This is a genomic window from Streptomyces sp. NPDC057543 (assembly GCF_042801895.1).
Lineage (GTDB): Bacteria > Actinomycetota > Actinomycetes > Streptomycetales > Streptomycetaceae > Streptomyces.
Genome location: NZ_JBHVFF010000110.1, coordinates 1 through 24,751, shown reverse-complemented (window position 1 = coordinate 24,751; position 24,751 = coordinate 1). Strand labels below are relative to the sequence as shown.

24 protein-coding genes and 1 pseudogene are annotated in these 24,751 nt (G+C 68.4%); 12 read left to right on the top strand and 13 right to left on the bottom strand.

Annotated features, from left to right (window positions below):
- Positions 1-171: 171 nt before the first annotated feature.
- Both ACFU8Q_RS19815 and ACFU8Q_RS19810 read right to left on the bottom strand, forming a co-directional pair.
- Positions 172-372 (bottom strand): hypothetical protein, encoded by a 201-nt coding sequence (locus ACFU8Q_RS19815; protein ID WP_384455407.1) that lies wholly within the window; start codon positions 370-372, stop codon positions 172-174.
- A gap of 223 nt (positions 373-595) precedes the next feature.
- A complete protein-coding gene (locus ACFU8Q_RS19810) occupies positions 596-1,990 on the bottom strand; it encodes a hypothetical protein (protein WP_384455404.1) in 1,395 nt (464 codons plus the stop codon).
- 162 nt (positions 1,991-2,152) lie between these two features.
- On the opposite strand from ACFU8Q_RS19810, the gene ACFU8Q_RS19805 reads away from it, so the two are divergent.
- Positions 2,153-3,466: a molybdopterin-dependent oxidoreductase gene (locus ACFU8Q_RS19805; RefSeq protein WP_384455402.1), complete on the top strand. Its 1,314-nt coding sequence runs from the start codon at positions 2,153-2,155 to the stop codon at positions 3,464-3,466.
- Positions 3,467-3,815: 349 nt separating this feature from the next.
- Here ACFU8Q_RS19805 and ACFU8Q_RS19800 read toward each other — a convergent pair whose 3' ends face one another.
- Genes ACFU8Q_RS19800 through ACFU8Q_RS19790 form a run of 3 tightly spaced genes read right to left on the bottom strand, consistent with a single transcriptional unit; the run spans position 3,816 to position 6,069 of the window.
- Positions 3,816-4,643, bottom strand: a complete 828-nt coding sequence (locus ACFU8Q_RS19800; protein WP_384455400.1) for a class I SAM-dependent methyltransferase — start codon at positions 4,641-4,643, stop codon at positions 3,816-3,818.
- Positions 4,640-5,317, bottom strand: coding sequence for a DUF2064 domain-containing protein (locus ACFU8Q_RS19795; RefSeq protein WP_384455397.1), 678 nt, complete (start codon positions 5,315-5,317; stop codon positions 4,640-4,642). Before ACFU8Q_RS19795 ends, ACFU8Q_RS19800 begins: the two co-directional genes overlap by 4 nt.
- Positions 5,314-6,069, bottom strand: coding sequence for a glycosyltransferase family 2 protein (locus ACFU8Q_RS19790; RefSeq protein WP_384455395.1), 756 nt, complete (start codon positions 6,067-6,069; stop codon positions 5,314-5,316). Before ACFU8Q_RS19790 ends, ACFU8Q_RS19795 begins: the two co-directional genes overlap by 4 nt.
- Before the next feature lie 114 nt (positions 6,070-6,183).
- Here ACFU8Q_RS19790 and ACFU8Q_RS19785 point away from each other — a divergent pair, with 114 nt between their 5' ends.
- Positions 6,184-6,972 carry a response regulator transcription factor gene (locus tag ACFU8Q_RS19785; RefSeq protein ID WP_384455392.1) on the top strand — a complete coding sequence of 263 codons (789 nt, stop codon included), beginning with the start codon at positions 6,184-6,186 and terminating at the stop codon, positions 6,970-6,972.
- Positions 6,969-8,081, top strand: coding sequence for a sensor histidine kinase (locus ACFU8Q_RS19780; protein WP_384455389.1), 1,113 nt, complete (start codon positions 6,969-6,971; stop codon positions 8,079-8,081). The genes ACFU8Q_RS19785 and ACFU8Q_RS19780 overlap by 4 nt, the downstream gene beginning before the upstream one ends.
- A 28-nt stretch (positions 8,082-8,109) precedes the next feature.
- Here the strand turns inward: ACFU8Q_RS19780 and ACFU8Q_RS19775 are convergent, their stop codons facing one another.
- Complete coding sequence (locus ACFU8Q_RS19775; RefSeq protein ID WP_384455386.1) at positions 8,110-8,274, bottom strand: hypothetical protein; 165 nt, start codon at positions 8,272-8,274, stop codon at positions 8,110-8,112.
- Positions 8,275-8,382: 108 nt separating this feature from the next.
- Positions 8,383-9,459, bottom strand: coding sequence for an NAD-dependent epimerase/dehydratase family protein (locus ACFU8Q_RS19770; RefSeq protein ID WP_384455383.1), 1,077 nt, complete (start codon positions 9,457-9,459; stop codon positions 8,383-8,385).
- Between the two features lie 1,322 nt (positions 9,460-10,781).
- Between ACFU8Q_RS19770 and ACFU8Q_RS19765 the strand changes: the two genes are divergently transcribed.
- The 4 genes from ACFU8Q_RS19765 (at position 10,782) to ACFU8Q_RS19750 (ending at position 15,003) form a co-directional block, all read left to right on the top strand.
- Positions 10,782-11,282 carry a hypothetical protein gene (locus tag ACFU8Q_RS19765; RefSeq protein WP_384455380.1) on the top strand — a complete coding sequence of 167 codons (501 nt, stop codon included), beginning with the start codon at positions 10,782-10,784 and terminating at the stop codon, positions 11,280-11,282.
- A 120-nt stretch (positions 11,283-11,402) separates the two neighbouring features.
- A complete protein-coding gene (locus ACFU8Q_RS19760) occupies positions 11,403-12,554 on the top strand; it encodes a DUF4331 family protein (RefSeq protein WP_384455377.1) in 1,152 nt (383 codons plus the stop codon).
- Positions 12,555-12,643: 89 nt separating this feature from the next.
- Positions 12,644-13,627 carry a tetratricopeptide repeat protein gene (locus ACFU8Q_RS19755; protein ID WP_384455375.1) on the top strand — a complete coding sequence of 328 codons (984 nt, stop codon included), beginning with the start codon at positions 12,644-12,646 and terminating at the stop codon, positions 13,625-13,627.
- A gap of 44 nt (positions 13,628-13,671) precedes the next feature.
- Positions 13,672-15,003, top strand: coding sequence for a Dyp-type peroxidase (locus tag ACFU8Q_RS19750; protein WP_384455372.1), 1,332 nt, complete (start codon positions 13,672-13,674; stop codon positions 15,001-15,003).
- Positions 15,004-15,879: 876 nt separating this feature from the next.
- Here ACFU8Q_RS19750 and ACFU8Q_RS19745 read toward each other — a convergent pair.
- Positions 15,880-17,580, bottom strand: coding sequence for an IS4 family transposase (locus ACFU8Q_RS19745; RefSeq protein ID WP_384455369.1), 1,701 nt, complete (start codon positions 17,578-17,580; stop codon positions 15,880-15,882).
- Positions 17,581-17,879: 299 nt separating this feature from the next.
- Entirely contained in the window at positions 17,880-18,155 is a 276-nt protein-coding gene (locus tag ACFU8Q_RS19740) for a hypothetical protein (protein WP_384455366.1), read from the bottom strand.
- Between the two features lie 190 nt (positions 18,156-18,345).
- Between ACFU8Q_RS19740 and ACFU8Q_RS19735 the strand changes: the two genes are divergently transcribed.
- The gene (locus ACFU8Q_RS19735) at positions 18,346-18,516 is read left to right on the top strand and encodes a transposase (protein WP_384455363.1); all 171 of its coding nucleotides are present in this window, start codon (positions 18,346-18,348) and stop codon (positions 18,514-18,516) included.
- Positions 18,517-18,606: 90 nt separating this feature from the next.
- Here the strand turns inward: ACFU8Q_RS19735 and ACFU8Q_RS19730 are convergent.
- Positions 18,607-18,902, bottom strand: a pseudogene (locus ACFU8Q_RS19730) (barstar family protein).
- Between the two features lie 201 nt (positions 18,903-19,103).
- Positions 19,104-19,979, bottom strand: a complete 876-nt coding sequence (locus tag ACFU8Q_RS19725; protein ID WP_384455360.1) for an LLM class flavin-dependent oxidoreductase — start codon at positions 19,977-19,979, stop codon at positions 19,104-19,106.
- Between the two features lie 506 nt (positions 19,980-20,485).
- On the opposite strand from ACFU8Q_RS19725, the gene ACFU8Q_RS19720 reads away from it, so the two are divergent.
- Genes ACFU8Q_RS19720 through ACFU8Q_RS19710 form a run of 3 tightly spaced genes read left to right on the top strand, consistent with a single transcriptional unit; the run spans position 20,486 to position 21,623 of the window.
- The gene (locus tag ACFU8Q_RS19720) at positions 20,486-20,767 is read left to right on the top strand and encodes a sigma-70 family RNA polymerase sigma factor (protein WP_384455357.1); all 282 of its coding nucleotides are present in this window, start codon (positions 20,486-20,488) and stop codon (positions 20,765-20,767) included.
- On the top strand, positions 20,764-20,895 hold the full coding sequence (locus tag ACFU8Q_RS19715; protein ID WP_384455354.1) for a hypothetical protein: 132 nt from the start codon (positions 20,764-20,766) through the stop codon (positions 20,893-20,895). The genes ACFU8Q_RS19720 and ACFU8Q_RS19715 overlap by 4 nt, the downstream gene beginning before the upstream one ends.
- A 44-nt stretch (positions 20,896-20,939) precedes the next feature.
- Positions 20,940-21,623 carry a hypothetical protein gene (locus ACFU8Q_RS19710; protein ID WP_384455351.1) on the top strand — a complete coding sequence of 228 codons (684 nt, stop codon included), beginning with the start codon at positions 20,940-20,942 and terminating at the stop codon, positions 21,621-21,623.
- Between the two features lie 267 nt (positions 21,624-21,890).
- On the opposite strand, the gene ACFU8Q_RS19705 is transcribed toward ACFU8Q_RS19710, so the two are convergent.
- Positions 21,891-22,763 (bottom strand): aldo/keto reductase family oxidoreductase, encoded by an 873-nt coding sequence (locus ACFU8Q_RS19705; RefSeq protein ID WP_384455348.1) that lies wholly within the window; start codon positions 22,761-22,763, stop codon positions 21,891-21,893.
- A gap of 130 nt (positions 22,764-22,893) precedes the next feature.
- Here ACFU8Q_RS19705 and ACFU8Q_RS19700 point away from each other — a divergent pair, with 130 nt between their 5' ends.
- The gene (locus ACFU8Q_RS19700; protein WP_384455345.1) at positions 22,894-23,328 is read left to right on the top strand and encodes a winged helix-turn-helix transcriptional regulator; all 435 of its coding nucleotides are present in this window, start codon (positions 22,894-22,896) and stop codon (positions 23,326-23,328) included.
- A gap of 146 nt (positions 23,329-23,474) precedes the next feature.
- Here ACFU8Q_RS19700 and ACFU8Q_RS19695 read toward each other — a convergent pair.
- Positions 23,475-24,751, bottom strand: a 1,277-nt coding sequence (locus tag ACFU8Q_RS19695) for a transposase (protein WP_384455342.1), incomplete at its 5' end; no start/stop codon positions are given.

Sequence of the window (24,751 nt, the reverse complement as noted above, 5' to 3'; positions counted from 1 at the left end):
CGAGAGGCCCGGTCGGTGGCGGGCTGCCCGGCGTGACGAAGATCGATCCCGGGGCCCGGGAGCAGCGGCTGCAGGACAGAGTCGGTCTCCACCGACTGTGGCCGCCGCGCCCTGGGCCGGTCGGCGCCGGCTGTCGCTTCTGACGGCAAATGCGCCAGTACCAGTGCCGTATTACGCGTCAGGTGTCATCGGATATGTATCCCCGTCGATCCACAGCTTGTCGTCGTCAGTGACGAAAAGGAAAAGGCCGATTCCGGGCGGTGGATTACGCAGATAGGCGACGGCGGACTCGGTGAGCCGGACCCTGCCGTCCCCGAGGTGGGTGATCCCCGCCGGTTCCGTGTGTCCGGCGAGCCACTCCGCCCGCTCCATACCCACGACCGTGCTGTACGACCGACCCGATCAGGTCCCAGCGGGCATCGGACAGATCGCTGGGATACGGGCGCTGTCGCGTCATGTTTCAGTAGTACCTCGAGTGAGACAAGCCTCCAGGGCGCAAATGGGTGTGGGCTGGGGCACCTTGGTATCAGACAGGAGTGAACTGCCTGAAACGGGCCCCACATGCCGTCAGCAGCATCATCAGCACTCTCTCTCGTCACCATCCGGTCCACAGCAGGTGGTTGACGAGCAGGGCGACGACGGCTTGTGCGGTCAGCCAGCCGCGCCGGGTGCCGGCGGGCAGAAGGGCGGCGGCGGGCAGCAGCCAGAGGATGAAGGGCTGCCAGATGCGTTCCGTCTCCGCCTTGCTCATCCCGGACAGGTCGGCGGCCAGGAGCGCCAGGAGCGCCATCAGAGTGAGCAGAATCAGCCGTTGGGACGCACAGGTGGTGCCGGTGCGCAGGGCGCGTACGGCTCCAGGGGCGCCGGCCGCGGCTCGGCGGAGTCCGGCGGCCGTGGCGAGGCCCGCGGCGATCGTGGTGCAGGCGAGATTCGCCCAGACCCAGTAGGAGTACGGGCGGATACCGCCGGCCCCTTGGTAGTAGCGCTCGACCAGCAACCGGTAGCCCTCCCACCAGTTGTAACCCGCCAGGGTGAAGAGGGCCGGGACGACCAGCGCTCCGGCGAGGAAGAGGGGGACGGAACGGACGGTACGGGCGAGGACGAGGACGGCCAGGAGCAGAAACGCGATCAGCGTCAGACCGTAACTGAGGTAGCAGGTCAGCCCGAACAGCACACCGGAGGCGAATGCGGCGGCCATGGGGAGGCGGACCGAACGGGTCGTGGCCAGGGCGAGGAGGGCCACGGACCAGGCGGCGACGGCGGCGAAGTAGGCGTCCGCCGAGGTGCCGGTCCACACCGCGACCGGTGCGAGGACCAGGAACGGGGCGGCGCGGCGTGCGAGGCGTTCGTCGGCCAGGACCCGGAGCGCGATCAGGGCGGCCGGGACGGCGGAGGCACCGACCACGATGCACCAGACCCCGGCCCAGGCGCCGCCGCCGAGCCCGATGCGGTCGAGCAGGACGAAGGTGAGCGTGGCGCCCGGTGGGTGCCCGGCGACATGGGTGGGCCAGTTGTCCGGGGAGCCGAGCAGGATGTGGTCGTCGAAGCTGCGCAGGGCAGCACCGATGTTCTGGAAACGGTCGATGGCCTGCAGATATTCATGTTTGGTGGTGAGCCGCTCGGCGATGCCCCGGCCCCAGCCGTCGATCAGCGCCAGGGAGAAGACCCAGGCAAGCGACGCCGCCCAGGCGGCCGGGAGCAGCGCCCGCCGGCGGATGCGGTCGGCCAGCGGCGGCCCGTACGCGACGACGGCCGCTGCCACGACGACGGCGGCGGGGGTGCCGGGGCCGGTGTGCGGGTACCAGGAGGCCAGCAGGGGAGGCCAGTGAACGAAGAGGCTTCCGTCGGCGTCCTGGATCGACCGGCCGACAAGCACGGCGGCGGTGACGAGCAGAACGCCCGTGGCAGCGGCGATCAGGTCGCGGCGGCGGCCTGTGCGGTGCCCGATGTTGTCCTTGGTGGGATGTGCTGTGCGGTCCTCGGTCTTCACGCGGGAACGCTATGCGCAGCAGGGCGGCTAAGCGTGATGCCACAGGATCGTGTCACCGAACCGTCAGATCTTGCTCCGGCTGCCCGCTCCGGGGTCTGACGTCAGAGATTCGTCAGGAGTCGTACGCCCTGCGATGAGGCGTCCCGGGCATAGCTTCGGGAGATGGGTGACAGACGTTTCGGAAAAGGCTCCCTCTTCTCGGTTCCGGGCTCGGCATCGGGCCGTGGCCCGGCCTTCGCCGGGCGGCTTCCCAGCGCGCCAGGGTTCTGGCGCAGCCCGGTGCGCGGTGTCCGGTTCACGGCGGTGCTCGGGCTGGTCCTGCTCGCCGGGCTCACCCTGCTGTTCGTGACCGGTCTGCTGTCGTACGCCGCGTACAACCCTGACCTCGCGCCGGTCAACGACAAGACGCCGGGCAAGGGCCTGCTGGGGTTCTATCTCTTCGCCTGGCCGACCGGTCCGCAGTGGCTGTACCGGCTGACGCAGGGGCTGCATGTCACGGTGGGCATCGCCCTCGTCCCCGTACTGCTGGCGAAGCTCTGGTCGGTGATCCCGAAGCTCTTCGCGCTGCCGCCGGCCCGGTCGGTGGGGCATGCGCTGGAGCGGGTGTCGCTGCTGCTGCTCGTCGGCGGGGCACTGTTCGAGTTCATCACCGGCCTGCTCAACATCCAGCTGGAGTACGTGTTCCCGGGGTCGTTCTATCCGCTGCACTTCTACGGGGCGTGGGTGTTCTTCGCCGCGTTCCTCGCCCACACCGGGCTGAAGCTGCCGCGGGCCGTCCGGGTGCTGCGGGGCGGCCGACTGGAGGGCTCGGCGCCGGGCGAGGCGGATGAACTGGCCTCGCCAGCCCCCGCCGCGCCGACCATCTCCCGGCGCGGCGCGCTCGCCATGGCGGGCGGTGGGTCGCTGCGGCTGCTGATCACGTCGGCGGGCCGGAGCTTCGACGGGCCCCTGCGGCAGGTCGCCCTCCTCACCCCGCACGGCGCGGCCGAACCAGGCCCGGGGCCGAACGGCTTCCAGATCAACAAGACGGCCGCGGCCGTCGGAGTGACGGCGGCCGATACGGGGAGGGACTGGCGGCTCACCGTCAGCGGGCCCGCCGGGGAGATCCGGCTCAGCCGGGAACAGTTGCTGGCCATGGACCAGTACAGCGCGGCGCTGCCGATCGCGTGCGTGGAGGGCTGGGCGACGTCGGACCAGTGGTGGCGCGGAGTGCGGCTGAGGGATCTGGCGGCACTCGCGGGGTATCCGGACCGGCCGTCGGGGTTGCTGGTGGAGTCCGTCCAGCGCCGCGGGGCATTCCGCGAGGTGGCGCTCCGCGACAATCAGGTGCGCGACCCGCGCGCGCTGCTGGCATTGCAGGTCAACGGCGAGGAGCTCTCGCTCGATCACGGATATCCGGCGCGGATCATCGTCCCGGCGGCCCCCGGCGTGCTCAACACCAAATGGGTGGCCCGGCTGACGTTCGAGGCACTGTGAGCGGGAAGGCGCGGAACCGGGTGAATCCTCGAGTGGTTCTCAGGCGTTGGTACGGGGAAGGGCCGCTGCATCTCCTCCTACTGGCCGCGACCTTCGCCCTCGCGGGCTATGCGGGCGTGCGGCTGCTGGCGGGCGACACGTTCGCGATCGCGGTGTGGTTCATCGGCTCCGCGCTCCTGCACGATCTGGTGTTGCTGCCGCTGTACGCGTCGGCGGACCTGGTCCTGCGCCGGGCGCTCGGGCCCCGTACCTGGCTGGTCAACTACGTCCGCGTACCGGCCTTCCTCTCCGGCCTGCTCCTGCTGATGTGGTGGCCGCTGATCACCCGGCACGCGGTGCGGTACGAGCCCTACAGCGGGCTGTCCCTCGATGTGTTCCTGGGGAACTGGCTGCTGATCACGGGATTGCTGTTCGCGGGCTCGGCGCTGTTGCTCGTCATCCGTACCGCCCGGTTGCGGCGCAGGGACACGAAGGGGCGGCCGTCCGCCTCCCACTGATCGACGGGCTGCCATCTGTACGCCTGCGCGTACCGCAGCAGGGCCGGTGTGCCGAGCCGGGCCCAGTGGAACGGTGCGGCGGTCGCGGGACCGAAGGCGTCGGTGTCGGCGGCCGCTGTGCCGCGTCCGTCGTCCAGCCGAACCTGGAGTCTCTCGTCGATGTCCTGTGGTGTCGTCTCAGCGATGAGGAGACCACCCGGGGCGAGCAGGGTGGCCGTGCGGCGCAGGAGGCGAGGTGGGTTCCCGCCGATACCGATGTTGCCGTCGAGGAGCAGGGCGGTGCCCCAGCGGCCCTCGCCCGGCAGCGGGTCGAAGACGGAGCGGTGCAGCGCCGCTCCGCCGAGTCGAAGGGTGTGGGCGACGGCGGTCTCGCTGATGTCGATGCCGAGTGCGCGATGGCCGCGGACGGCGAGCTCGGCGACCAGCCGTCCGGGCCCGCAGCCGATGTCCAGAACAGGGCCTTCGCAGCGGCCCAGTGCCGACAGGTCGGCGGCGTCGGCTTTCGCGCACCAGCGTTCGACGTCCAGGGGCAACAGCCGGCCGTCGGTACGGCGGAGGAAGAGCGGTCCGTGACCGTTGCGCAGCGCGTCGGTGTACGGATCGGTGCCCCAGGACGTGCTGCCACGGTCGGGGGATGGGGGTGCCGTGACCAGCCTGCTGCGGTGAGGGACCGGGTTCATTGAGCCTCCGCCTGGGTCAGCAGGGCGAGCGTCGAGGCGAACCGGCCGTGCGGTGCCGCGGCGGCGACGGCGACGGCGTCCTGTGCGGTGTCCACATCACGCAACTGCGGTAGGTCACGCACGGTCAGACCGGCGTCGACCAGGCGCCGGCGCTGGACCGCGCCGGTCTCGGGTACGGACATGGGGACGCCGAGCAGGAGTTCTGGGGCGGGGACGGCCAGGCCCAGCGCCCAGAAGCCGCCGTCGTCGGCCGGTCCGAACCAGGCGTCGCAGCCGTCCCAGGCGGCGGGATGGAGCGCGGCGGCCAGATGGGCGGCGGTGATCTGAGGGGTGTCCATGCCGATGAGGAGAGTCGGGCCGGTACAGCAGGTGAAAGCCGCGGCAAGCCGTTCGTCGAGGCGGCCGGTGCCCTGCGGCAACACCTCGATGCCGGGCGGCAGCCACGGTCCCGGCCGTCCTTCGAGGACGACGGCGCGGCGCCGGGCGGGCAGGGTGCACACGGTCCGCAGAGTGTCACCGAGCGCCGCCTCGGCGAGCCGGGCCGCCTGGGCGGGTGTGAACGGCGGGGTGAGCCGGGTCTTGACCCGGCCCTGCAGCGGTTCCTTGGCGATGACCAGCACGGTCGTAGGGCCGGACAAGCCCTCGGCCGCACCGGGGCCGACGGAGGCGCTCACCGGGGCACCCCCGGGGGCACGGACCCCGGAGCCGTCCCGGCCGGTGGCTGAAGCAGTACCGCTCGCATGTCGTGCACCGCCTGCCAGGTACCCCTCCAGGTGCCGGTGACCTTCGACTTTCCGCTGCGGGGGAGATACGGGACGTCGGTCTCCGTGACCCGCAGCCCGGCGTCCGCCGCGCGGACCACCATCTGCAACGGATAGCCGCTGCGCCGGTCGGTAAGACCGAGCGCCAGCAAATCCGCCCGGCGCCCGGCCCGCATCGGACCGAGGTCGTGCAGCCGCAGGCCGGTGCGGCGGCGCAGCATCCGGGCCAGCGCGAAATTACCGGCGCGGGCATGCAGCGGCCAAGCGCCGCGGCCCTCGGGGCAGCGGCGGCCGAGCAGCAGGTCGGTCTCGCCGTCGACGATCCGGCGTACGAAGGTGGGGAGCAGACCGGGGTCGAGGGAGCCGTCGCAGTCGCAGAAGCAGACGAACTCCGCCTCGGCGGCGAGCAGTCCGGCATGACAGGCGGCACCGAAGCCACGTTGCGGCTCGTGCACGACGGTGGCGCCGAGCGAGCGGGCCAGTTCGGCCGATCCGTCGGTGGAGCCGTTGTCGACGACGATCGCGCGCCAGCCGTTCGGGACGGCGTCCAGCACCCGGGGCAGTGCCGCGGCCTCGTCCAGACAGGGCAGGACGACATCGGCACGCGGGGTAGGGATATGGGCGGGCGGAGGGCCCGTCAGGGAGGAATCGGTCACGCCGCTCACCCTACGGAGCAGAAACCGACATTCCGGGCTTCATTTTCTTACGAAAAATGGACGTCGGCCGGGTAGCAGCGGACGGGCCCCGCGCGTGCCGCACACGCATGCCAGGGTGGTGAGATGGAGAACATCCCGGACGGTTCAGGCCCAGGTACTCATCCCTGCCCCGGTATCGAACGCGGCCACGTCCTCGTCGTCGACGACGATCCGACGGTCGCCGAGGTCGTCGTCAGCTACCTGGTCCGGGCAGGGTACGACGTCGAGCGGGCGGACGACGGTCCGACGGCGCTGGGGTGCTTCGCCGGACGCCGGCCGGACCTGGTCGTCCTCGATCTGATGCTGCCCGGCATGGACGGGTTCGAGGTCTGCCGCCGCATGCGGGCTCATGGTCCCGTACCGGTCATCATGCTGACGGCGCGCGGGGACGAGGACGACCGCATCCTCGGACTGGAGACGGGCGCGGACGACTACGTCACCAAGCCGTTCAGCCCGCGCGAACTGGTACTACGTGTCGACTCGGTGCTGCGCCGGGGCCGCGCCGCGGTGCCCACCGCCGCCTCTCCCCCGGCCCCGCTGCAGGGCGCCGGACTCCATCTCGACCTCGCGGCCCGCCGCGCGACACACGAGGGTCGGGAACTAGCCCTCACCCTGCGGGAGTTCGACCTGCTCGCCTTCCTTCTGCGTCACCCTTCCCAGGTTTTCGCCCGGGAGGAACTGATGCGGGAGGTCTGGGGCTGGGACTTCGGCGACCTGTCGACGGTGACGGTCCACGTGCGGCGACTGCGCGGGAAGGTCGAGACGGACCCGGCCCGTCCACGGTTGATCCAGACGGTGTGGGGTGTGGGCTACCGCCTGGACCTGGCCCCGGATCCGCATCTTGGTGCTACGACCGATGCGGGCCCGTCATGACCGACATACTCCTCATCGCGCTCTTCGCGTTTCTGGGTGCCGCGGTGGCCGGACTGCTCGGTGCGCTCGCTCTGCGGTTCTTCCGGCATCGTTCGCTCGTGGTGTCGCTCACTGTCGTTGCTGCTGTCGCCGTGACCGCGATGCTTGCCGGCACTCTCGCGGTCGCCTGGGCGATGTTCCTTTCGCCGCACGATCTGACCGTTGTCACGACTGTTGCCGCCATGGCCGCCGTGGTGTCCCTCATCACTGCGGTGCTGCTGGGTCGCTGGGTTGCTGCCAGGAGCCGCGACCTGACGCTCGCGGCCCGGTTGTTCGGTGACGGCGGCACGTTCGCCGCCCCCGCAGAGCAGGCAACAGCCGAACTCGCCTCCCTGGCAAGGGAACTGGCTGCCACCAGCGCCAAACTCGACAGTTCCCGCGACCGGGAGCGCGCACTGGAAACATCGCGGCGTGAGCTCGTCTCCTGGATCTCGCACGATCTGCGGACCCCCCTCGCCGGGTTGCGGGCCATGTCCGAGGCACTGGAGGACGACATGGCTACCGACTCCCGGCGTTACCTACGGCAAATCCGCACAGAGGTGGAGCGCATGAACGACATGGTCGGCGACCTCTTCGAACTCTCCCGGATCCACGCCGGATCGCTCACCCTGTCGCCCACCCGCATGTCCGTCCACGACCTGGTCGGTGACGCCCTCGCGGGCGCCAATCCGCTAGCCCTCGAGCACGGTGTACAGCTGGCCGGGAACCGTATCGACGCCGTTCCCGTGGACGTCGACAGCAAGGAGATGAGCCGGGTTCTGGACAACCTCCTGATCAATGCGATCCGCCGCACCCCCGCCCACGGGACGGTCGCGGTGACAGCGCAACGCAGTGATGACACCGTGGTCCTCTCGGTGACCGACGGCTGTGGCGGGATCCCCGAGGAAGACCTGCCCAGGGTCTTCGACACCGGTTGGCGCGGCAGCCATGCCCGAACACCCCCAGCCGGCGCGGGCCTCGGACTCGCCATCGTGCGCGGCATCGTCGAGGCGCACGAGGGCCACGCGGGCGTCCGCAACGTGGCCGGCGGCTGCTGCTTCGAGGTCACGCTTCCTCTGGCGTACACATGAGCCGTCACTTTCAGTATCCAGGCAGGCCTCACCGGAGCGAACCGATGAACTCCGCCGCCACCCCCGCGCACCAGCACAGTGCCGAGCCTGCAAGGGCGGGATCGAGTGAATCCTCATCGACGGCGACGACGCGGTCGTGCTCGGCCGGACCGCCGACCGCGCGATGGCGCTTGAGGTGGTCAGATCGACGCATGTTGTTCGCGGCAGGGCGCGAGAGCCGGAGTCCTCCACAAGCCGGCTCGGCCCTATCTGCCACAGAACAATGGCAAGTTGAACGGCTCAACCACACACCGCGATGTGTTCAGAGCCTTCCGGTGTTTGGGCGCATCCCCCGCAACGGGGCCGTCGCGAACTCCGCCATTCCCTTGGCGAACTCTTCCTGCGGTTTCCAGCCCAGCTCGTCTCGCAGTCGTCGCGAGTCCGCGGTGACATGGCGTACATCACCCAGCCGGTATTCGCCGGTGACCTTCGGAGCAGGGCCACCATGGGCCGAAGCCAGCACCGAGGCCATCTCACCGATGGTGCGGGGATCCCCACTCCCCGTATTGTAAACAGCAATACTGCCCGGCCCGTGTCCTTTGACGGCCTCCAGTGCCAATGCGTTCGCGGCCGCCACATCCCGTACGTGGACGAAATCCCTCCGCTGGCAGCCGTCCTCAAAGACCTGGGGGGCCTCTCCATGGGCCAGAGCCGACCGAAAGAAAGAGGCGACACCGGCGTACGGTGTGTCGCGCGGCATCCCTGGTCCGTACACATTGTGGTAACGCAGCGACACCGCGGATCCGCCCGTCGCGCGCGCCCAGGCCGCGGTGAGATGTTCCTGGGCGAGCTTGGTGGCCGCGTACACATTACGCGGGTCCGTGGGCGCTTCCTCGGTGACCAGACCAGGTGCCAACTCCGCACCACAGCACGGACAGTGTGGCTCGAACCGGCCCGCGTCCAGGTCGGCCACCGTCCTCGGTCCCGGCCGGACCGTGCCGTGGCGGGGACAGTCGTAACGTCCCTCGCCGTAGACCACCATCGAACCGGCCAAGACCAGGCTTCGCACACCCGCCTCGGCCATCGCTGCAAGCAGCACCGCCGTCCCGAGATCATTGCACCCGACGTACTCGGGCGCGTCCACGAAGTCATTTCCCAAACCGACCATCGCTGCCTGATGACACACTGCATCAATGCCCCGTAGGGCCCTGTCCACCGCCTCCCGATCACGAACGTCCGCGATGACTCGCTCGGCGTCGCAGTCTGCGGGCTCTCCTGCCGCACCGTGTACCGAAGGCAGCAGTGCGTCGAACACGACTGCCTGATGCCCCGCCGATGTGAGGGTACGGACGATCTCCGACCCAATAAATCCGGCTCCGCCGGTAACCAGTACGCGCATGGTGCCCACGCTAGACAGCTAGCGAGTCACATTGCCGGTTCCAGCGCGGCGCGTCACAGGATCGCAAGAGATGTCCGGGCCTTGAAACTGAAGTTTGAACACGTCTATACGGCTCGGGTCAGGTTAGTTGATGTTGTATCGAAGACGTCCTCGCTGGCCGAGGCGGGAGTGTCGGCGTCGGGCGTTGTATCGATGGAGCCAGCGGAAGGCATAGAGTCGGGCTTGACGCTCGTTTGATCAGCCCGTTCGTCCTTTCAGCGTCTCTCCTTTTATCGAGGCCCACGCCACCAACCTGCCCGATTTGCAGTGGTTTATGGTGGGAATCAGGTCTGATCTTGAGGCGGTGACCGGATCAAGATGCTGAAGCGGCAGATGTTCGACCGGGCCGGCGTAGACCTCCTGCGCAAGCGCATCCTCCTCAGCCGCTGACGGCGTGCACGGGGATAGGGCGTACCGTCTTATCACTCGGTCGTGTGACCGAAATACCCCGGCACAACTTGTCGACCGGGTCTGACCACACACGACAACGGCTCTGCTCCCCCGCCACTGGGCGGAAGAGCAGAGCGAAAAACATAGCGGGGCAGGGGGGAGATAGGCGTAAGCACTCCAGATACCCCCTTCGTCGGGAATGAACGCGACGAGCGTCCACATGAGCTTGGGCTGCTCGGATCGCTTCTTGTACCGGGCTCCGCGCTGCTCGCGCAGATGGAGACCGACATGGGCGACACGCTCCTTTAGACCGTGGGGACAGGAGGCGATGGCGCTGCCGAGTCGGGGATGGACGAGTCCTGCAGCCCGGAACATATCGGCGAGGCGACGAGTCGACTGCCGCACGGGAGCCGCTGCGGTCAGAACGATGCCTCCGGCGGGGGGACCGGCCGGCACCGGGATGGAGGGGGCGCCGTTTCCAGCCGCGGGTTCGTAGTGGCGTGCGCGGGGGCTCCCATCCCGCACACCGTCGACCCAGGCAGAGCCGAGCAGACGCGGCCCATGGCGTGCAGGTCGTTCGTACAGTGGCGCGCTCCGCCTGGACGCCATGAACCACGCCCGCTCCACGGTGTGTGGGTCGACGGCGTACGGGATGGGAGCTGGGGAGAGTGGTGGTGAAGGCGGAAGCGGCCGCGAACCTCTCGTGCGGTAGCCCGCAGACCAGGGAGACATGCGTCAAGGTTCCCTCCCTCACGTCTTCGGCCCAGAGGGCCTGATCGTCTTGCCGACGCACTGGAGCACGACAAAACTAGCTATGTGGGCATTCCGGAACGCGCTCAGAAGGGAGGAGAGCGCGCAGCAAAGCCGATAGACGATCAAAGGGAGAGGGAGTCATGACGGCACAGAGCTCCGCGACTCCAACCGTGACCAGGCAGCCCGACGGTCTCGGCAAGCGGGTCGGGGAGGTAGCGGAAATCACCGTTCTCTTCGATGCCAAGCCAGGCGGGGCAGAGAGGTTCCACCAGAACGCCGCCAAGATCCAGGACGACGCCTTTCAATACGAAAAGGTCGTCGGCACTGTCCACGACTTCCGTGTCACATTCATCAACAATGACACCCAGGTCATAGGCGCGGTCACCTATGACGGGGACTTCAAGCCGTACATGGCTGACATCTTCGCCAACGCCGCACTGTGGTTCGACGAGATGTTCGAAGGTGTCGTTGAGGGCTGGCCCGGGGCGACCTCTCCGAACATCGTCGACTGGCTGACGACGAAGATCGTGGAGGCCGACATGTGGTACGCCTCCAATCCGACCATGACGGTCGAGGACACCGCCAAGGCACAGAAGGTCACGCAGGCGTTCAACGCGTTGCTGGATACTGCGTCCAGCTAGCTGCTGTCTCGCGTCCCAGGTGCCTATAGCCCCGTGGCCATGGCGCCTGGGTACCACCAGGCGGCCTGGCAACGGCGCGCGGTCGTCGGCTCGGGCCCCGTCAACGGAGGTCGCAGCATCATGTCCGACCATCTTTCCGGCACTCGCGCCCTGGCCGATCCGACCATAGACCTGACCGACCTCTATGCCTTTCCCAGCCCCTCCCGGTCGGGTCGGCTCGTCCTCGTCATGAATGTCTTTCCCAATGCGCGGCCGGGAGCCCTGTTCTCTGACGCTGCCAGCTATCGTTTCCGCGTCCGTCCGGTATCCGTGCCTACGGGAGATTCCGGCTCACTCCTCGATGTCGGCACCGACGAATTCGCGCTTACCTGCACCTTCTCGATTCCGATCGGACCGGATGACGACGGGGAGTTGGCGCAGCAGGGAACGTGCGTGCCGCCCAACGGGGAATCGGTTTCGTTGCTGGTGAATGACGAGCGGGGCGGCGAGGGACATGGCGTGCGCTGCTACGCCGGGCTGCGGCTGGATCCCTTCTTCATGGACGTGGCCAAGGAGGTGGAGACGCGCGCGAGGCGGCGGCTCGCCTTCGTACCGAAGGGCACCAACTCCCTGGAGGGCGCCGACGTCCTGACCGTCGTGGTAGAGCTTGACGTCGCCAGCGTGTTCGGGGCGGCCTCGGGGAGCGTCTTCGCCGTTGCGGCGGAAACCGTCACGGTCGGGCCATATCCGGTGCGCCTCGAACGCCTCGGCCGCCCCGAGGTCAAGAACATTCTCCTGTCGGACAACGGGGTCGACGCCGCCAATAAGGTCGTTGACCTGCGCGATCTCTACAATGAGGAAGATCCGTTCCGGCTGGGGCCGAGCTACGTGGCCGCCTATCGCTCACGCCTTAACGCCAACCTGGTCTTCTTCGACGGTCTCGACGGCAAGCTGGACTGGACGACGCAGCCGGACGGGACGCATCCGCTGACGGAGCTGCTGCTCGCGGACTTCCTGATCGTGGACGTTGCCAAGCCGTACGCCGAAGACAGCTATTTCGAGATCGAGCGGGCCCTGCTGGAGGGACGGGAGCATGCGACCTGTGGCGGCCGGTCGCTCAACGACGATGTCATCGACACGCTCTACACACTGATCGTCAACGCGGGCCATGGCCCACGCGTGAGCGACGGCGTCGACGGGACCGTCCCGGCTTCGCGCGAGTTCCCGTACCTGGCACCGCCCAACCCCGACCCGCCCGAACCCGTTTCCGTCCCGACGGCCGCCGCAGGCTGATGAGCAGTTCCAGGGCAGCCACTCTTGCCGACGGTGAGCGGGGGCCCGACCTTGTGGGCGGGCCGCCCACAACAGCCGGCATCATCGCCATGGGCAACCTCGACGCGCGCATCGAAGGTCTGACGTCGCAGGCGACACGGGGACGACTCACCGCCGACGGCTGGGGCGAGTTGGTGGAGCTGACCGCCCTGCGCGGGCATGTAGGGGGCCGCATCGACGAGGCCGAGCGCGCGGCATCGCTGGCCGAGACGTTCGTCGACCAGGTGCCGCGCGATCCTCGCTCGTTTGTGGCGCGTGCCAGGCTGGCGGGCCTCTTCCATCGATTCGCGGCGGCGCTGGACGATCTGGACGCGGCGGCTGCGCTGGGGCTCGATCGGCGCAGCGTGGACGAGGAGCGAGCCGCCGTCTGTCAGGCGGTCGGGCGGTACGACGAGGCGCTTGCGCTGTATCGACAGGGGCTGTCGATGCAGCAGGACTTCTGGACCCTCGGCGCCATGGCCCGCTGTCAGGCCGAGAGCGGCGAGGTGGACGAGGCCGAGTCGTGGTTTTTGGCAGCGAGACGCGTCTTCCGCGGGGTCAGTCCCTTTCCGCTGGCGGTCCTCGAATTCCAGTGCGGGCAGATGTGGCTGGCCCAGGGTGGACTGGTGAGCGCGCGCGTCTGGCTGGAGTCGGCCACTCGCCGACTGCCGTCCTACGTGCCGGCGCATGGCCACCTCGCTGAGGCCGATGCCGCCGAAGGCAGGGTGGCCGTAGCGATAGAGCGCCTGCGCCGATTGGCCCTCGCCAGTGACGATCCCGACTACGCGACCCGGCTTGCCCGCCTCCTGGGCAGGTGCGAGGCATCGACGGAAGCTCGGTTCTGGCGTGCCCACGCTGCCGCACGCTACGAGGAGTTGATGGCGCGCCACCCCGAGGCGTACGCCGATCACGCGGCGGAGTTCTGGCTGACCGTCGGCGACGATCTCCAGCCAGCGCTTCGGCTCGCGCGGTGGAACCTTGCGCTCCGAGCGACCCCGCGCGCTCAGGCGCTCGTCAATCGCGCGATGTGCCGTGTCGGACAGCGCCGAAAGTAGCAGCAATTGGTACAAAGTCGCCGATAGCTGACCGGAAGGACGTCATGACAGCGACTGAAGCAGCGCCGCTGCAGCTGGACGAGATTCAGGGCATCGTGCTGCGTGACCGGCCGTCACCGTACGTCGGCACCTACATCCTGTTGCGTGTGGACGATCCCGTCGCCGGGCGCGAGTTGATGGGGCGTCTGGCCGAGCTGGTCGACTCCGCTGCGAACTGGTGGCAACCGGACCTGCCCGCGCTCCTCAACGCCGGACTGACGTACCGGGGGCTCGAAGCGCTCCAGGTCTCACCGGTCGCCCTGAGCACCTTCCCTGAGGAGTTTCGGCAGGGCATGGCAGCGCGCGCCGAGTTCATCGGTGACACCGGGGAGAGCGCGCCCGCCCGCTGGGAGCCGCCCTTCGGTACCGGCCAGGTACATGTCGTGCTGTCCCTCCTGGCTGCCGACCAGGAGTCATTGGCGGTCGTCCTCGAACGTGCGCGCAAGGCCCACGCGCAGCTTCCCGGTCTTCAGGTTGTCCATCGGCAGGACTTCTACCAGCTGTCCAGCGGGCGTACTAGCTTCGGCTACAAGGACGGCATCGGCAACCCCGCGATCGAAGGCAGCGGTGCCGAGAGTCCGCCCGGTGACGGTTCCGTGCTCAAGGCAGGCGAATTCGTGCTCGGCTATCGCGACGAGACTGGAAACCTGCCGCCGATGCCGCAGCCGGCCGAGCTGGGCCGCAACGGCACCTTCGTGGCCTGGCGGAAGCTGCACACGCGCGTCGCGGCCTTCCGCCGGTATCTCCACGACAACTCCGGCAGCCCGGAGGAAGAGTCGCTGCTCGCCGCCAAGATCGTGGGCCGCTGGCAGAGCGGCGCCCCGTTGATCCTGGCGCCCGAGCACGACGACCCGGCCCTGGGAGCGGACGCCCTACGCAACAACGGCTTCCGCTACGAGTCCGATCCGCGTGGCACGATCTGCCCCCACGGCGCCCACGCCAGGCGAGCCAACCCGCGCGACTCAGAGATCATCGGTGACATCCGCCTGCACCACATGATCCGACGGGGCACCAACTACGGTCCCCCGCTTCCGGCTGGCATCCTGGACGACGACGGCGCCGACCGTGGCATCGTCTTCGTCTTCATCGGCTCGCACCTTGACCGTCAGTTTGAATTCGTGAAGTCGCAATGGTTGAACGACGGCCATTTCACCGGCCTCGACCAGGAGAAGGACCTGCTCACGGGCAACAACGACGGCACGGGCATCTTCACGATCCCTCAGCACCCCATCCGGCGCCGCCTGCACGGCGTAGAGCGTTTTGTCATCACCCGCGGCGGAGAGTACTTCTTCCTGCCGAGCCTCAGCGCGCTGCGCTGGCTGGCCGACGTCCAGTGAACCGAGCACCGGTCAAGCGCGCCCGTGCCTCCGCGCTGGCTCGGAACGTCACCAGTAGCCGCACCACAACCGCACCAGAACGGATGGGGAACAGCAGGGAACCACGGTGAAAGCAGCCGAGCCTGACGCGGCCGCGGCCACACCGTTCGGCCGCAGCTCGGCAAGCTTCCAGCCCCCCGAAGCACCTCAGCTTCCCCAGCCGAGGGCTCCCGTCATCGTCACGGGCCGGCCGTCGCGGCTTGCTCTGATCGACGGCAGGGTAAGCGTGGCTGAGGCCGGTGGGGGTGCAGCGAGGCAACGCGCGCCTGGTCGATCGGAGCCCCCGCCGTCGTGGCTGGCTGTCGTCGGCGGAGGTTCGTACCACAACCGTGCCAGAGCAGGGGTCAGTCACGGTCAACCAGGGTGTCCGCAGTCGCGTTGCCGTCTGGCTCACCTGCCCGGCCCCCGACCTGTGGTGGCGGCGGCGACACTCGCGCATCCTCACCAAAGACCTCGGGCGTTCGCTTCGCTCGGCCGGCGCCATCGGCACCGACCCGACACAGCATGACCCTCAGCCTCCTGGGCCCCGGAGGAGTTGGCGGGGAAGGCTATCAGCGGACCGTCGTCGGTGTCCGCCCACTCAGCGGGAGTCGTCATGGGCGGACACCGGGGCTCCGGATGGTTGTTGAACACCCTTGTTGGGCATTCGGAGTCGACTCCGGCCCGGCATGACACCGCTGTCCAAGAACCGATCGGTTGTTGCACATGCGCTCCGGCCGATTCGCTGATCTCGGCCCCGGAGTCCTATCAACAACTCATGAAACATGATCGCCGCAGGTGGACCTCCGGGCGACGGGGCGTTTCACGAGCGAGCACTCAATGCCGCGAAGTTAAGGGTCACGGGGCCGTGTCCATCGCTGGTTGGGGTGCGATTTGGTAGGTGCCGGGGACGACCTTGACGAGTCGGCCCCGGCTGGCCCAGGCGGACATTTGGACGTAGAAGCTGTGCAGCTTCTTCTTGCCGGTGATGCCGAGCGCGGCTGCGAGGTCTTCGGCGCGTCGTGCGTGTTCCGGGGCCTGCTGCAGGATGGCCTGCACAACCTGCCAGCGAGTGCCCGTGGGTGCCGGGTGTCCGGCCTGATCTGAGGATCGTGGTACGGCAGGCCGCCGACCAGGTGTGAGGGCCTGCGGTTTCCTGACCGGTTTGGGCGGTGGCTCATGGACGGTCACTTCGACTGTGGTGATGTTGGTGCTGGTCAGTGGCCTGTAGTCGTCCGGGCGGCGGTTCCATGAGTGGTAGCGGGAGGTGCCCGCCTTGACGATCCGGGCGCTGAAGCGTGCCCGCCGCGCCGGGAGGAGACCAGCCAGGACAGCTCTTCCGATACGGCCTACCAGGTCGACCTGGTCCTTCGCGGCGGGAACGAGGACGCCGGCGGCAGTGACGACGGTGTCCCGGGCAGCTTCGAGCGCGATAGTGAAGGAGGCCCGGTCGGGGTCAATGCCGGGGCAGGTCTCTACAGCGGTGACCATGGTGTGCCGGATCGCCTGGTAGAGCGTCAGAAGGGCCCATACCTCCTGCTCGATCCCGAGGGGGTCCTTGGAGCGCAGGACACGGCCGCGAAGGAGTGTGTGGCGCAGCGCGAGGAAGGCGGACTCGATCTCCCAGCGCTCGTGGTAGAGGCGTACCAGCACGGGGGCGGGATCGGTGCGGTGGTCGGTCAAGGTGGTGATCAGCCGGTTCCGGTCGGCGGTGGTACTTCCATCGGCGCCGTTCGCTTTCACTTCGGCCTCGATCACCCGGAGTCGCAGTCCGGAGATCTGGGTGAGATAGGAGCCGTCACTCAGTACGGCGAGGACGGGCGGGCGTCGGTAGGAGCGGCAGCGGGTCAGGAACTGGCTGCCGGTGGCGGCTACCGCTTCCAGGAAGTAGTTGCTGTCGAAGCCGCGGTCCGCCAGCAGCAGCATGTCGCGGTCGATCAGGTGCAGCAGCCGCGCGGCGTAGGCGGTCTCGCTGGTCTGGGTCGGACCGAAGGCTGCCCCAAGCACGCCCCGTGTGCCGGTCTCCACGAGTGCCATCAGCATCATCGTGGGGTAGCCCGCAGGGCCCAGCCGGGACCGCAGCTTGCCGAGCCAATTGCGGTTGCGTTCGTGGTCGGGGACCTTCAATGAGCCGCACCCGTCGAAGGCGACGGTCCGCCATCGACGGTACCGGGCGCCGGGCGTCGACGGCTGCGCCAGCGGGACCGCCAGCGTCTCGAACAGTGTCTTCAACGGGGCCACGCCAATCCGCCGCCGCAGGTCCCGCAGCGCCTTCTCCGACGGAGCTGGGACCACCAGCCCGCTCAGACCATGGGTCAGCTTCTGCCAGACCAGGCCGGCACCGACATGCCCGAACAAGCCCAGCGCCAGGACGAAGTACACCCCCACTCGCGACGGCAGTATCCGCAGGCGGCACTCGGTGCGGCCCGTCTCTTCCAGCACGGCATCCACGAGCTCGAACGGAACCATCTGGGTCAGCTCGCCCAGATGCCCAGGGGCAAAGACGTCACCCTCAACCGAAAGCGCAGGGCGGTAGGGGATAGCAGACCGGTCATTCAACGAGGCCTCAACTTCTCGATCCGGACAGAACCCAGACCTACCCCCAGCATGCCGAACCCACGTCGCGGCGCATGGACTTCACGTGTACGCCCCCTCATTGACAGCTGCCTGGTGACCCTTAACTTCGCGGCATTGAGCGAGCACTTATGAAACACCCGGCCAGCCCGATCGACTCGAAACGCTTGGTCTTGCCTGCCTCCGAGCCTGCCGGGTCCGGAGCATTCTGCTACGCCGTAACAACGTCGTGGGCGCTCGTTGGGCGACCTCTTGACCATTCCGTCAGCCAGCCCAGCAGCTCCTCACTCCATTCCTAGGCCGCCTCCGGGGTCGCCTGCGAGGCCAACCGGACCTCCTGATGCAGCGGGCGACGGCAGGTAGTCGTCGACGGTCACAGAGTTGTAGAGGCGTGCGCTCTTGGTAGTGAGGCGAACGAGGGCGCGGCTGGGGCCTGCGGGCAGGGCGGAGATCAGGCGGGCGCCCTGGGCCAGTCCCCACATGCCGAGGTGGGACATGGGGATCAGGGTCATCGCCGCGCTCAGCGCTGCCGCGCGGCTGCCGCGCACGTGCTTCGCCATCACGCGCTCGTAGGCGGGGAAGGCGCGCTCGTGGTCGGCGCCCGCCCGTGCCAGCTCTCCGGCGAGGACGTACGCGCCGACGACGGCCAGGTTGGTGCTGCCGCCGACGGCCGGACCGGGGTGAGGTTCCCCCGAGATGCGGGGATGGGTGACAGAAGGTCAGATGGGTCTCATGAGAGGAACCCAGACGATGCCTGCGCCGAGGAAGTACCCGCTGGAGTTGCGTGAGCGTGCGGTACGGATGTACCGGACCGCCGAGCCGAAGCCCGTGATCCGCCGCATGGCCGAGGAACTCGGCGTGCACCATGAGGCCCTGCGCAACTGGATCCGCCACTGCGGTGCCCCCGCAGCCGCGGCGTGATCCGGGGTTGCCCGCAAGCTCGCGATCGCTTATCAGGCCGCGCTCCACCTTGCTGCCATCCTCATGTGGACCCGGCGCTGACCCGGTCCGTTAGGCCGACGCATGGATGACGAGCCGGTTTCGCTCTCCTCGAAGGTGTCGGCCAGGACGCTGGCTTCCTGCCGCTTTCCGTCGAAGAGTCCCTGTTGGTCGACGTGCACGGTCAGGCTGTCGTGACTGTCGATCACTTCAGAGATTCCACGGGTCTCGATGGTGTCCGACCACGCGTCCAGGTTCCGGCCGAACCACTCCGGCAGCCGGCACGGCTCGCTCACCGCGTCCCAGAAGTCGTTGAGTGTCTCGATCAGCCGACCGCGCAGGTCAACGATCAGCTCGATGTCCGTCATCGCAGCAGACTAACCAGCCCCGCCACGAATCAACGAGCGGTCAATGAGACAGGCTCTAGTTCTCAGCCGGAGCGACCGAGCGCAGCATGACCGAGAACACGGGCGAGTCAGCAAACGGCTGCTGGTCGCCCAACTTGCGGTAGCCCCAAGCTTCATAGACAGCTTGGACAGCGCCGGCTGCGGCTTCGGCTGCGAAGTGCCTCAGGACGCCTGCCAGGCACGAAGGACGGCCTCCAACTGCCCCAGCGGATCCTCGCCCACGAAACGAAGGACGACCGTGTCCGCGCCGGCCTCCGCGAGATCGCGGATGCCGTCGGCGGCCCGGACGGCGTCGCCGGACACGGTGAAGACCTCCTCCTGGGGGCGGCCCAGCCAGGCGCCATGGCCCTCGGTGTGGGGGTGGAGGGTGCGGGCCACCTGGTCGGAGTCGTCGCCGACGCACGCGAAGGCGAAGACGGTCAGGGTGTGATCCGCAGTGGCGCCACCCTTGGCGGTCAGCTCGCGAGTGTGTTCCAGATCGCGCGGACCGTGACCCTCGGCGATCAGTGTGCCGTCGGCGACCCGGCCGGACAGTTCGAGAGAGCGAGGGCGCACCACGCCCGCGATGACCGGCGGGACATCAGCCGGCGGATGCACCAACCTGACGCCCTCCAGCCGTACCTCACGCCCCGCCACTTCGACGCGCTCACCGCGCAGCAGCGCGCGCACGGAGGTGATCGTCTCCTCCAGCAGGGCCAGCGGGGAACGGGGCGCGACACCGACCTGGGCCATCCACTCCCGCACGCCGTGCCCGATACCGGCCACCAGCCGACCGGGGAACACCCGTGCCAGCGTGGCCAGTTCCATCGCCAGCAGCGCCGGACTGCGCAGCGGGGCCGGAGTGATACCGATACCCACCCGCAGGCGATATGTCGCCCCCAGGGCCACGGCTGCCGCCGACACGCCGCCGTTCCAGCCCAGGTCCTCCACCACCCACAGGTCGTCCACACCGAGCGCCTCGGCCCGCCGCGCGAACTCGGGCAACCCCTCCGGAGCCCAGTCACGGTCGTGCATCACACCAATCCGTACGTTTGTCATGGGAGGAACCTATGCGGCGGACGACAAGCGGATCAACGGCCCGTCCCCCGGCAAACCCGGCGCCCGGCTGGGTGACGGGGCCGAGTTCGGTGGCCACGACCGAAGTGCCGGCGAGGAGCCCCGAGGCCGATCCCCCGGCCGCCGTGCAGGGCCTGGCTGGAGCCGCTTCGCGCGAAGTTCCTCTCCAGCGGAATGACCATCAGCGATCTCCACGGCCGAACAAGACGGGCGAAGTCCCAGATCTCCGAGCTGCTGCGGGGCGCGGGTCTGTATCCCCGGTGGGAGATCACGCAGAGTCTGGTGCAGGAGCTGCGCATCCCTACCTGGCCGATGCGCAGGATATGGGCGTCGGCGGCGCTGGAGGCGCAGAAGAAGCAGGACTGGATCGACCGGTGTATCGAACGGCCTACGGCGGTCTCCACCAGCCCTGATGTGCCGCTCATCGATCACCAGGCGTTCAAGGAGCTCCAGGGGGAGTTCTACGAGTCCTACGCCTATGTGTTCCTGTGCACGCGTTCGACACCGCGGCGATGGAGCGAGCGGCGTCCGACGAGGAACGGTTCGCCCAGTACGAAGAGTCCAGTGCGTTGTTCAAGGTGCTGAGCCGCCTGCCCGATCAGCAGCTCGACGTGATGGTCCTGCGGCACCTGCGCGGCATGTCGCCTTCCACCGTTGCCGATGTCCTCGGTGTTCCGATTACCTCCGTCCGATCTGACGAGCGGCACGCCAGGCATGCGGTGGAAGCCGTTCTCAGTACTGAAAGCGACCCTGAAGGGAAAGCACTGTGACCGCTATCGACGAGCTACTCTCACGGGCCCGGCTGATCGACCATCCGAGCCGGCCGGAAGATCCGTACGACAGGATCTCCGGCGCGGGCGGGTTCGTGGCCGGTGAGTCGGCTGCACAGACCCGCTGAGTGAGGCGGCGAACCAGGACCTGCTGGCCTTGTGCGAGGCGCTGGTGTCACGCACCCCCACCTCCGTGCTGAGCGGGTTCGTGACCGAGCAACTGCCCGATCCGGACGGAGCCCGGGTGCTGGGCTGCATCCTCCAGCTCGCCGAGTCAGAGGACGGGGCCCGGTCGTGGTGGCAGTACGCCTCCGGAGCCGAAGACAAGGCCGCGTCCTACTGCCTGTATCTGTACCACCTGTCCCTCGGCGAGAACGACGCCGCAGCTTGGTGGTACGAGCAGACACAGACGGACAGTTGCCCTGCCCCCTCGACGCCGGCGAACGGATCCGCCCCCGGCCAGAAGGAATCGCAGGGGTCCTGGACCGTACCGGAGACGGTATGGAACATCGACACCAGCACGCCTACCGTGCTGCGAGTGTTCCGCCAGCTCATCCGCCGCAGTGGCCGCCGCCGCTCCGACGTAGTCGACGCCCTGATGCAGTACCTCCCCACAGCCGTCGCGGTCGGGTACGTCCACGATGAGCCAGACGTCGATCTGCCTCTGCCCGGGCCCGACTCCGCTGAGCAGGTCGGAATTCTGGTCGCGGCCGCGTCCTCGACCAGCTTCGGGGACAAACCCCGCCATCGTGAAGGAGGCGGGACCCGCATCAGGCGCAGAAGCACCAACGACGACTCCGGCGAACATCAACGGACAGACGAAGGAGTAGAAGGCGCCGTACGAGGCGGCAGATGACGACCCCCAGGAGCCCGGTCCAGCGCGCAACCCGCGGGCTCCCCGGAAGCGGACGGCCACCGCCGCGAAGCGGCTGACCAAGGCGGCGGCCCACAAGCCGACCGAGGCCCTGGTCGCATCCTGACCCCGATCAGTCCGCGCCGTCCTCAACGTCGTCCTCATCCAACTCGGGCGCGTCCGGGTCGCGCAGCGGGCGCAGGGCGCCGGCGGCCGGAGTGCAGGCGGTCATCCCGGTAGCCCGGTCTCGGTCGGCGACCTGTGTGCTGGTCAGTGACCGATGCTGTCCAGTTCGGCCACATCCTCGTCGGAGAGGGGGAGCCCGGCTCCGGCGATGTTCTCGCGCAGGTGAGCGGTGGACGAAGTGCCGGGGATGAGCAGGATGTTCGGCGAGCGCCGCAGCAGCCAGGCCAGCGCGATCGACATGGGCGTCGCCCCCAGTCGGTTCGCGACCTGTGAGAGAGCCTCGGACTGTAGCGGCGTGAAGCCTCCCAGTGGGAAGAACGGCACGTAGGCGATGCCATCGGCGGCGAGATGATCTACGAGGTCGTCGTCGTGGCGGTGGGCGAGGTTGTACATGTTCTGCACGCACACGATCGGGGCGATGCTGCGCGCCTCAGCGACCTGCTCCCCGGTGACGTTGCTGACGCCGAGGTGGCGGATGAGCCCCTCTTGCTGAAGGCCGACAAGCGTCTCGAATGCTTCGGTGATCGAGCCGGGCTGGGGGCCCTGAGCGTCGCCCATGCGCATGTTGACCAGGTCGAGGGTCTCGACACCGAGGGATTCGAGGTTTTCATGGACCTGCTTGCGCAGGTCTTCGGGGCGCCGGGCCGTGGGCCAGCCGCCCTGCGCGTCGCGGGTCGCACCCACCTTGGTGGCGATGAACAGCGATTCCGGGTAGGGGTGCAGCGCTTCGCGGATCAGCTCGTTCGTGATGCGCGGTCCGTAGGCGTCGCTGGTGTCGATGTGGGTGATCCCGAGGCTGACCGCCTCGCGCAGCACGGCCAGGGCGCCGTCGTGGTCGGCGGGCGGGCCCATGACCCACGGGCCGGCGAGTTGCATCGCGCCGTAGCCGAACCGGGTGACGGGCGAGTCACCCAGCGTCCAGGTTCCGCCGGGAAGAGGTACGGAGGGCGTGTTCATCGTGGTGCCTTTCGCTTCATGCCAGGGGTGGCGTCTCCAGCCCCCTTGCACCAGCATTGGAGAGGAACTTCCTGTCGGGAAGTAGGCACTCTGAAGTGCGTAACAACCCAGAAGGCGAGAGGCGAGATCAGTGGCGACGACGAAGGCCGACAAAAAAGCGCAGGCCAAGGCGGAGTACAACGCGTTCCTGGCGGTGTGCCCCAGCCGTCAGCTTCTCGACCGGATCTCAGACAAGTGGGTCGTCCTGATCCTGTGTGCACTGGGCGGTGACACATCCGAACAGTCCGGTGCATCGCACACTCCGAAGGCGATGCGCTACTCCGAGCTGGCCCGGCTACTGGCTGGCGTCAGCCAGAAGATGCTGACCCAGACCCTACGGGCTCTCGAACGCGACGGCTTGCTCATCCGCACCGTGACACCCACGGTCCCTGTCACCGTCACCTACGAGCTGACCGACCTCGGCCTCTCACTCCACCACCTGACACGCGGGCTCAGGCAGTGGGCCCAGACCCATATGGAACAAGTCCTCGCCAATCGCGAGAACCACGACGCACGAGCCTCCTAGCGTGGCAGCGTTCTCCGTCTCTGCCACCGGCCTGACCATGCGTGTGGCGCAGCGGACGCGGGTCAAGTCGAGCCCGCATTCGCGGATCGCGCGCCGCAACCGGACCTATGACCGGAAGAACAAGCGGATGATCCAAACGAAACAGCCTAGCCCGGCTCGCCCCCGTCGTCGTCCTCGTCCAGCTCCGGCGCGTCCGGGTCGCGCAGCGGGCGCAGGGCGCCGGCGGCCGGGACGCTGGCGGTGAAGCTGTAGCGGCCGAGCAGGTTGAGGTTGCGGTGCTTGAGCGGGGACAGGCGGGCGATATCCTCCTCGCGGACCTCGTGACTCTCGGCCTTCAGCTGGGTGACGGCGGCGTCGATGTACTTCGTGGTCCAGAGCACGATGGCGTTGAGAACCAGGCCGAGCGCACCGAGCTGGTCCTCCATGCCGTCGCGGTACGCCTGGTGGATGGTGCCCCGCTTGTCGTGGCACACGTCCTGGGCCAGCTTGTGGCGGGACTCCTGCACGGTGAGCTGCCGGTTCATCCGACGGCGGTAGGTGTCGTCCACCGGATCGACCACCCGCAGCAGGTGCTCGGTCTTGGCGATCCGCCCGTACTCCGCGAACGCGGCGCCCAGCGGGGTCGGGCGGCCGTCGCGTCCGAACATACGCAGCAGGTCGTAGGCGCGGACCTGGTTGGTGACCAGGGAACCGGCGACCTTCGGCATGTCCGGCCAGTGCGTGATCACCTTGTTCAGGTTCACGCGGTTGCGGGCCAGGTCTTCCAGCGCGCCGTAGCTGCCCGTCTCGACGCCGGGCATCGTGGCCCGCCAGAACCGCTGGTCGTCCAGGTCGCGGAACCGCGGACTGAAGTTGTAGCCGAGGATCTTGAACAGGCCGAACACCATGTCGGAGTACGAGGCGTTGTCGGTCGCCCCCATCTCCGGCTTGACTCCGCCGTCCAGGTTCAGCAGCGCGTCCAAGATGTGCAGGGAGTCGCGCGGGGTGCCTGGCACGACCATCTGCCCGATGCCCGCGACCTGGTCGTTGACGGCGTTGAGCCAGGTGATGCCGCGCTTGAACCCGAAGTACTTCGGCGACGGCGCTGCGCTGACCGTGCGGACGGGGACGACGAACCGCAGCCCGTCCACCGAGGCGAGCAGCCCCTCACCGCAGAACTTCACAATGGGCACCTCGGCCTGGGCGGCGATCAGCGCGGCGTTCGCCGCGGCGATGCTGTCGGCGCGCAGGTAGTACTGGTCGACGTGCACGAGCCTGGCCCGGGTCAGCGCCTCATAGCCGGGGTTCACCACCGGGGCCAGGCCGATGTTGCACGCCTCCGACACCAGCAGCGCGACCACCGAGGTGGACAGGTCCTTCATCCGGGTGGTGCCGTCGCCGAGGTGCACAAAGGCGTCGAGAAACCCGGTCCAGGAGTTCACCT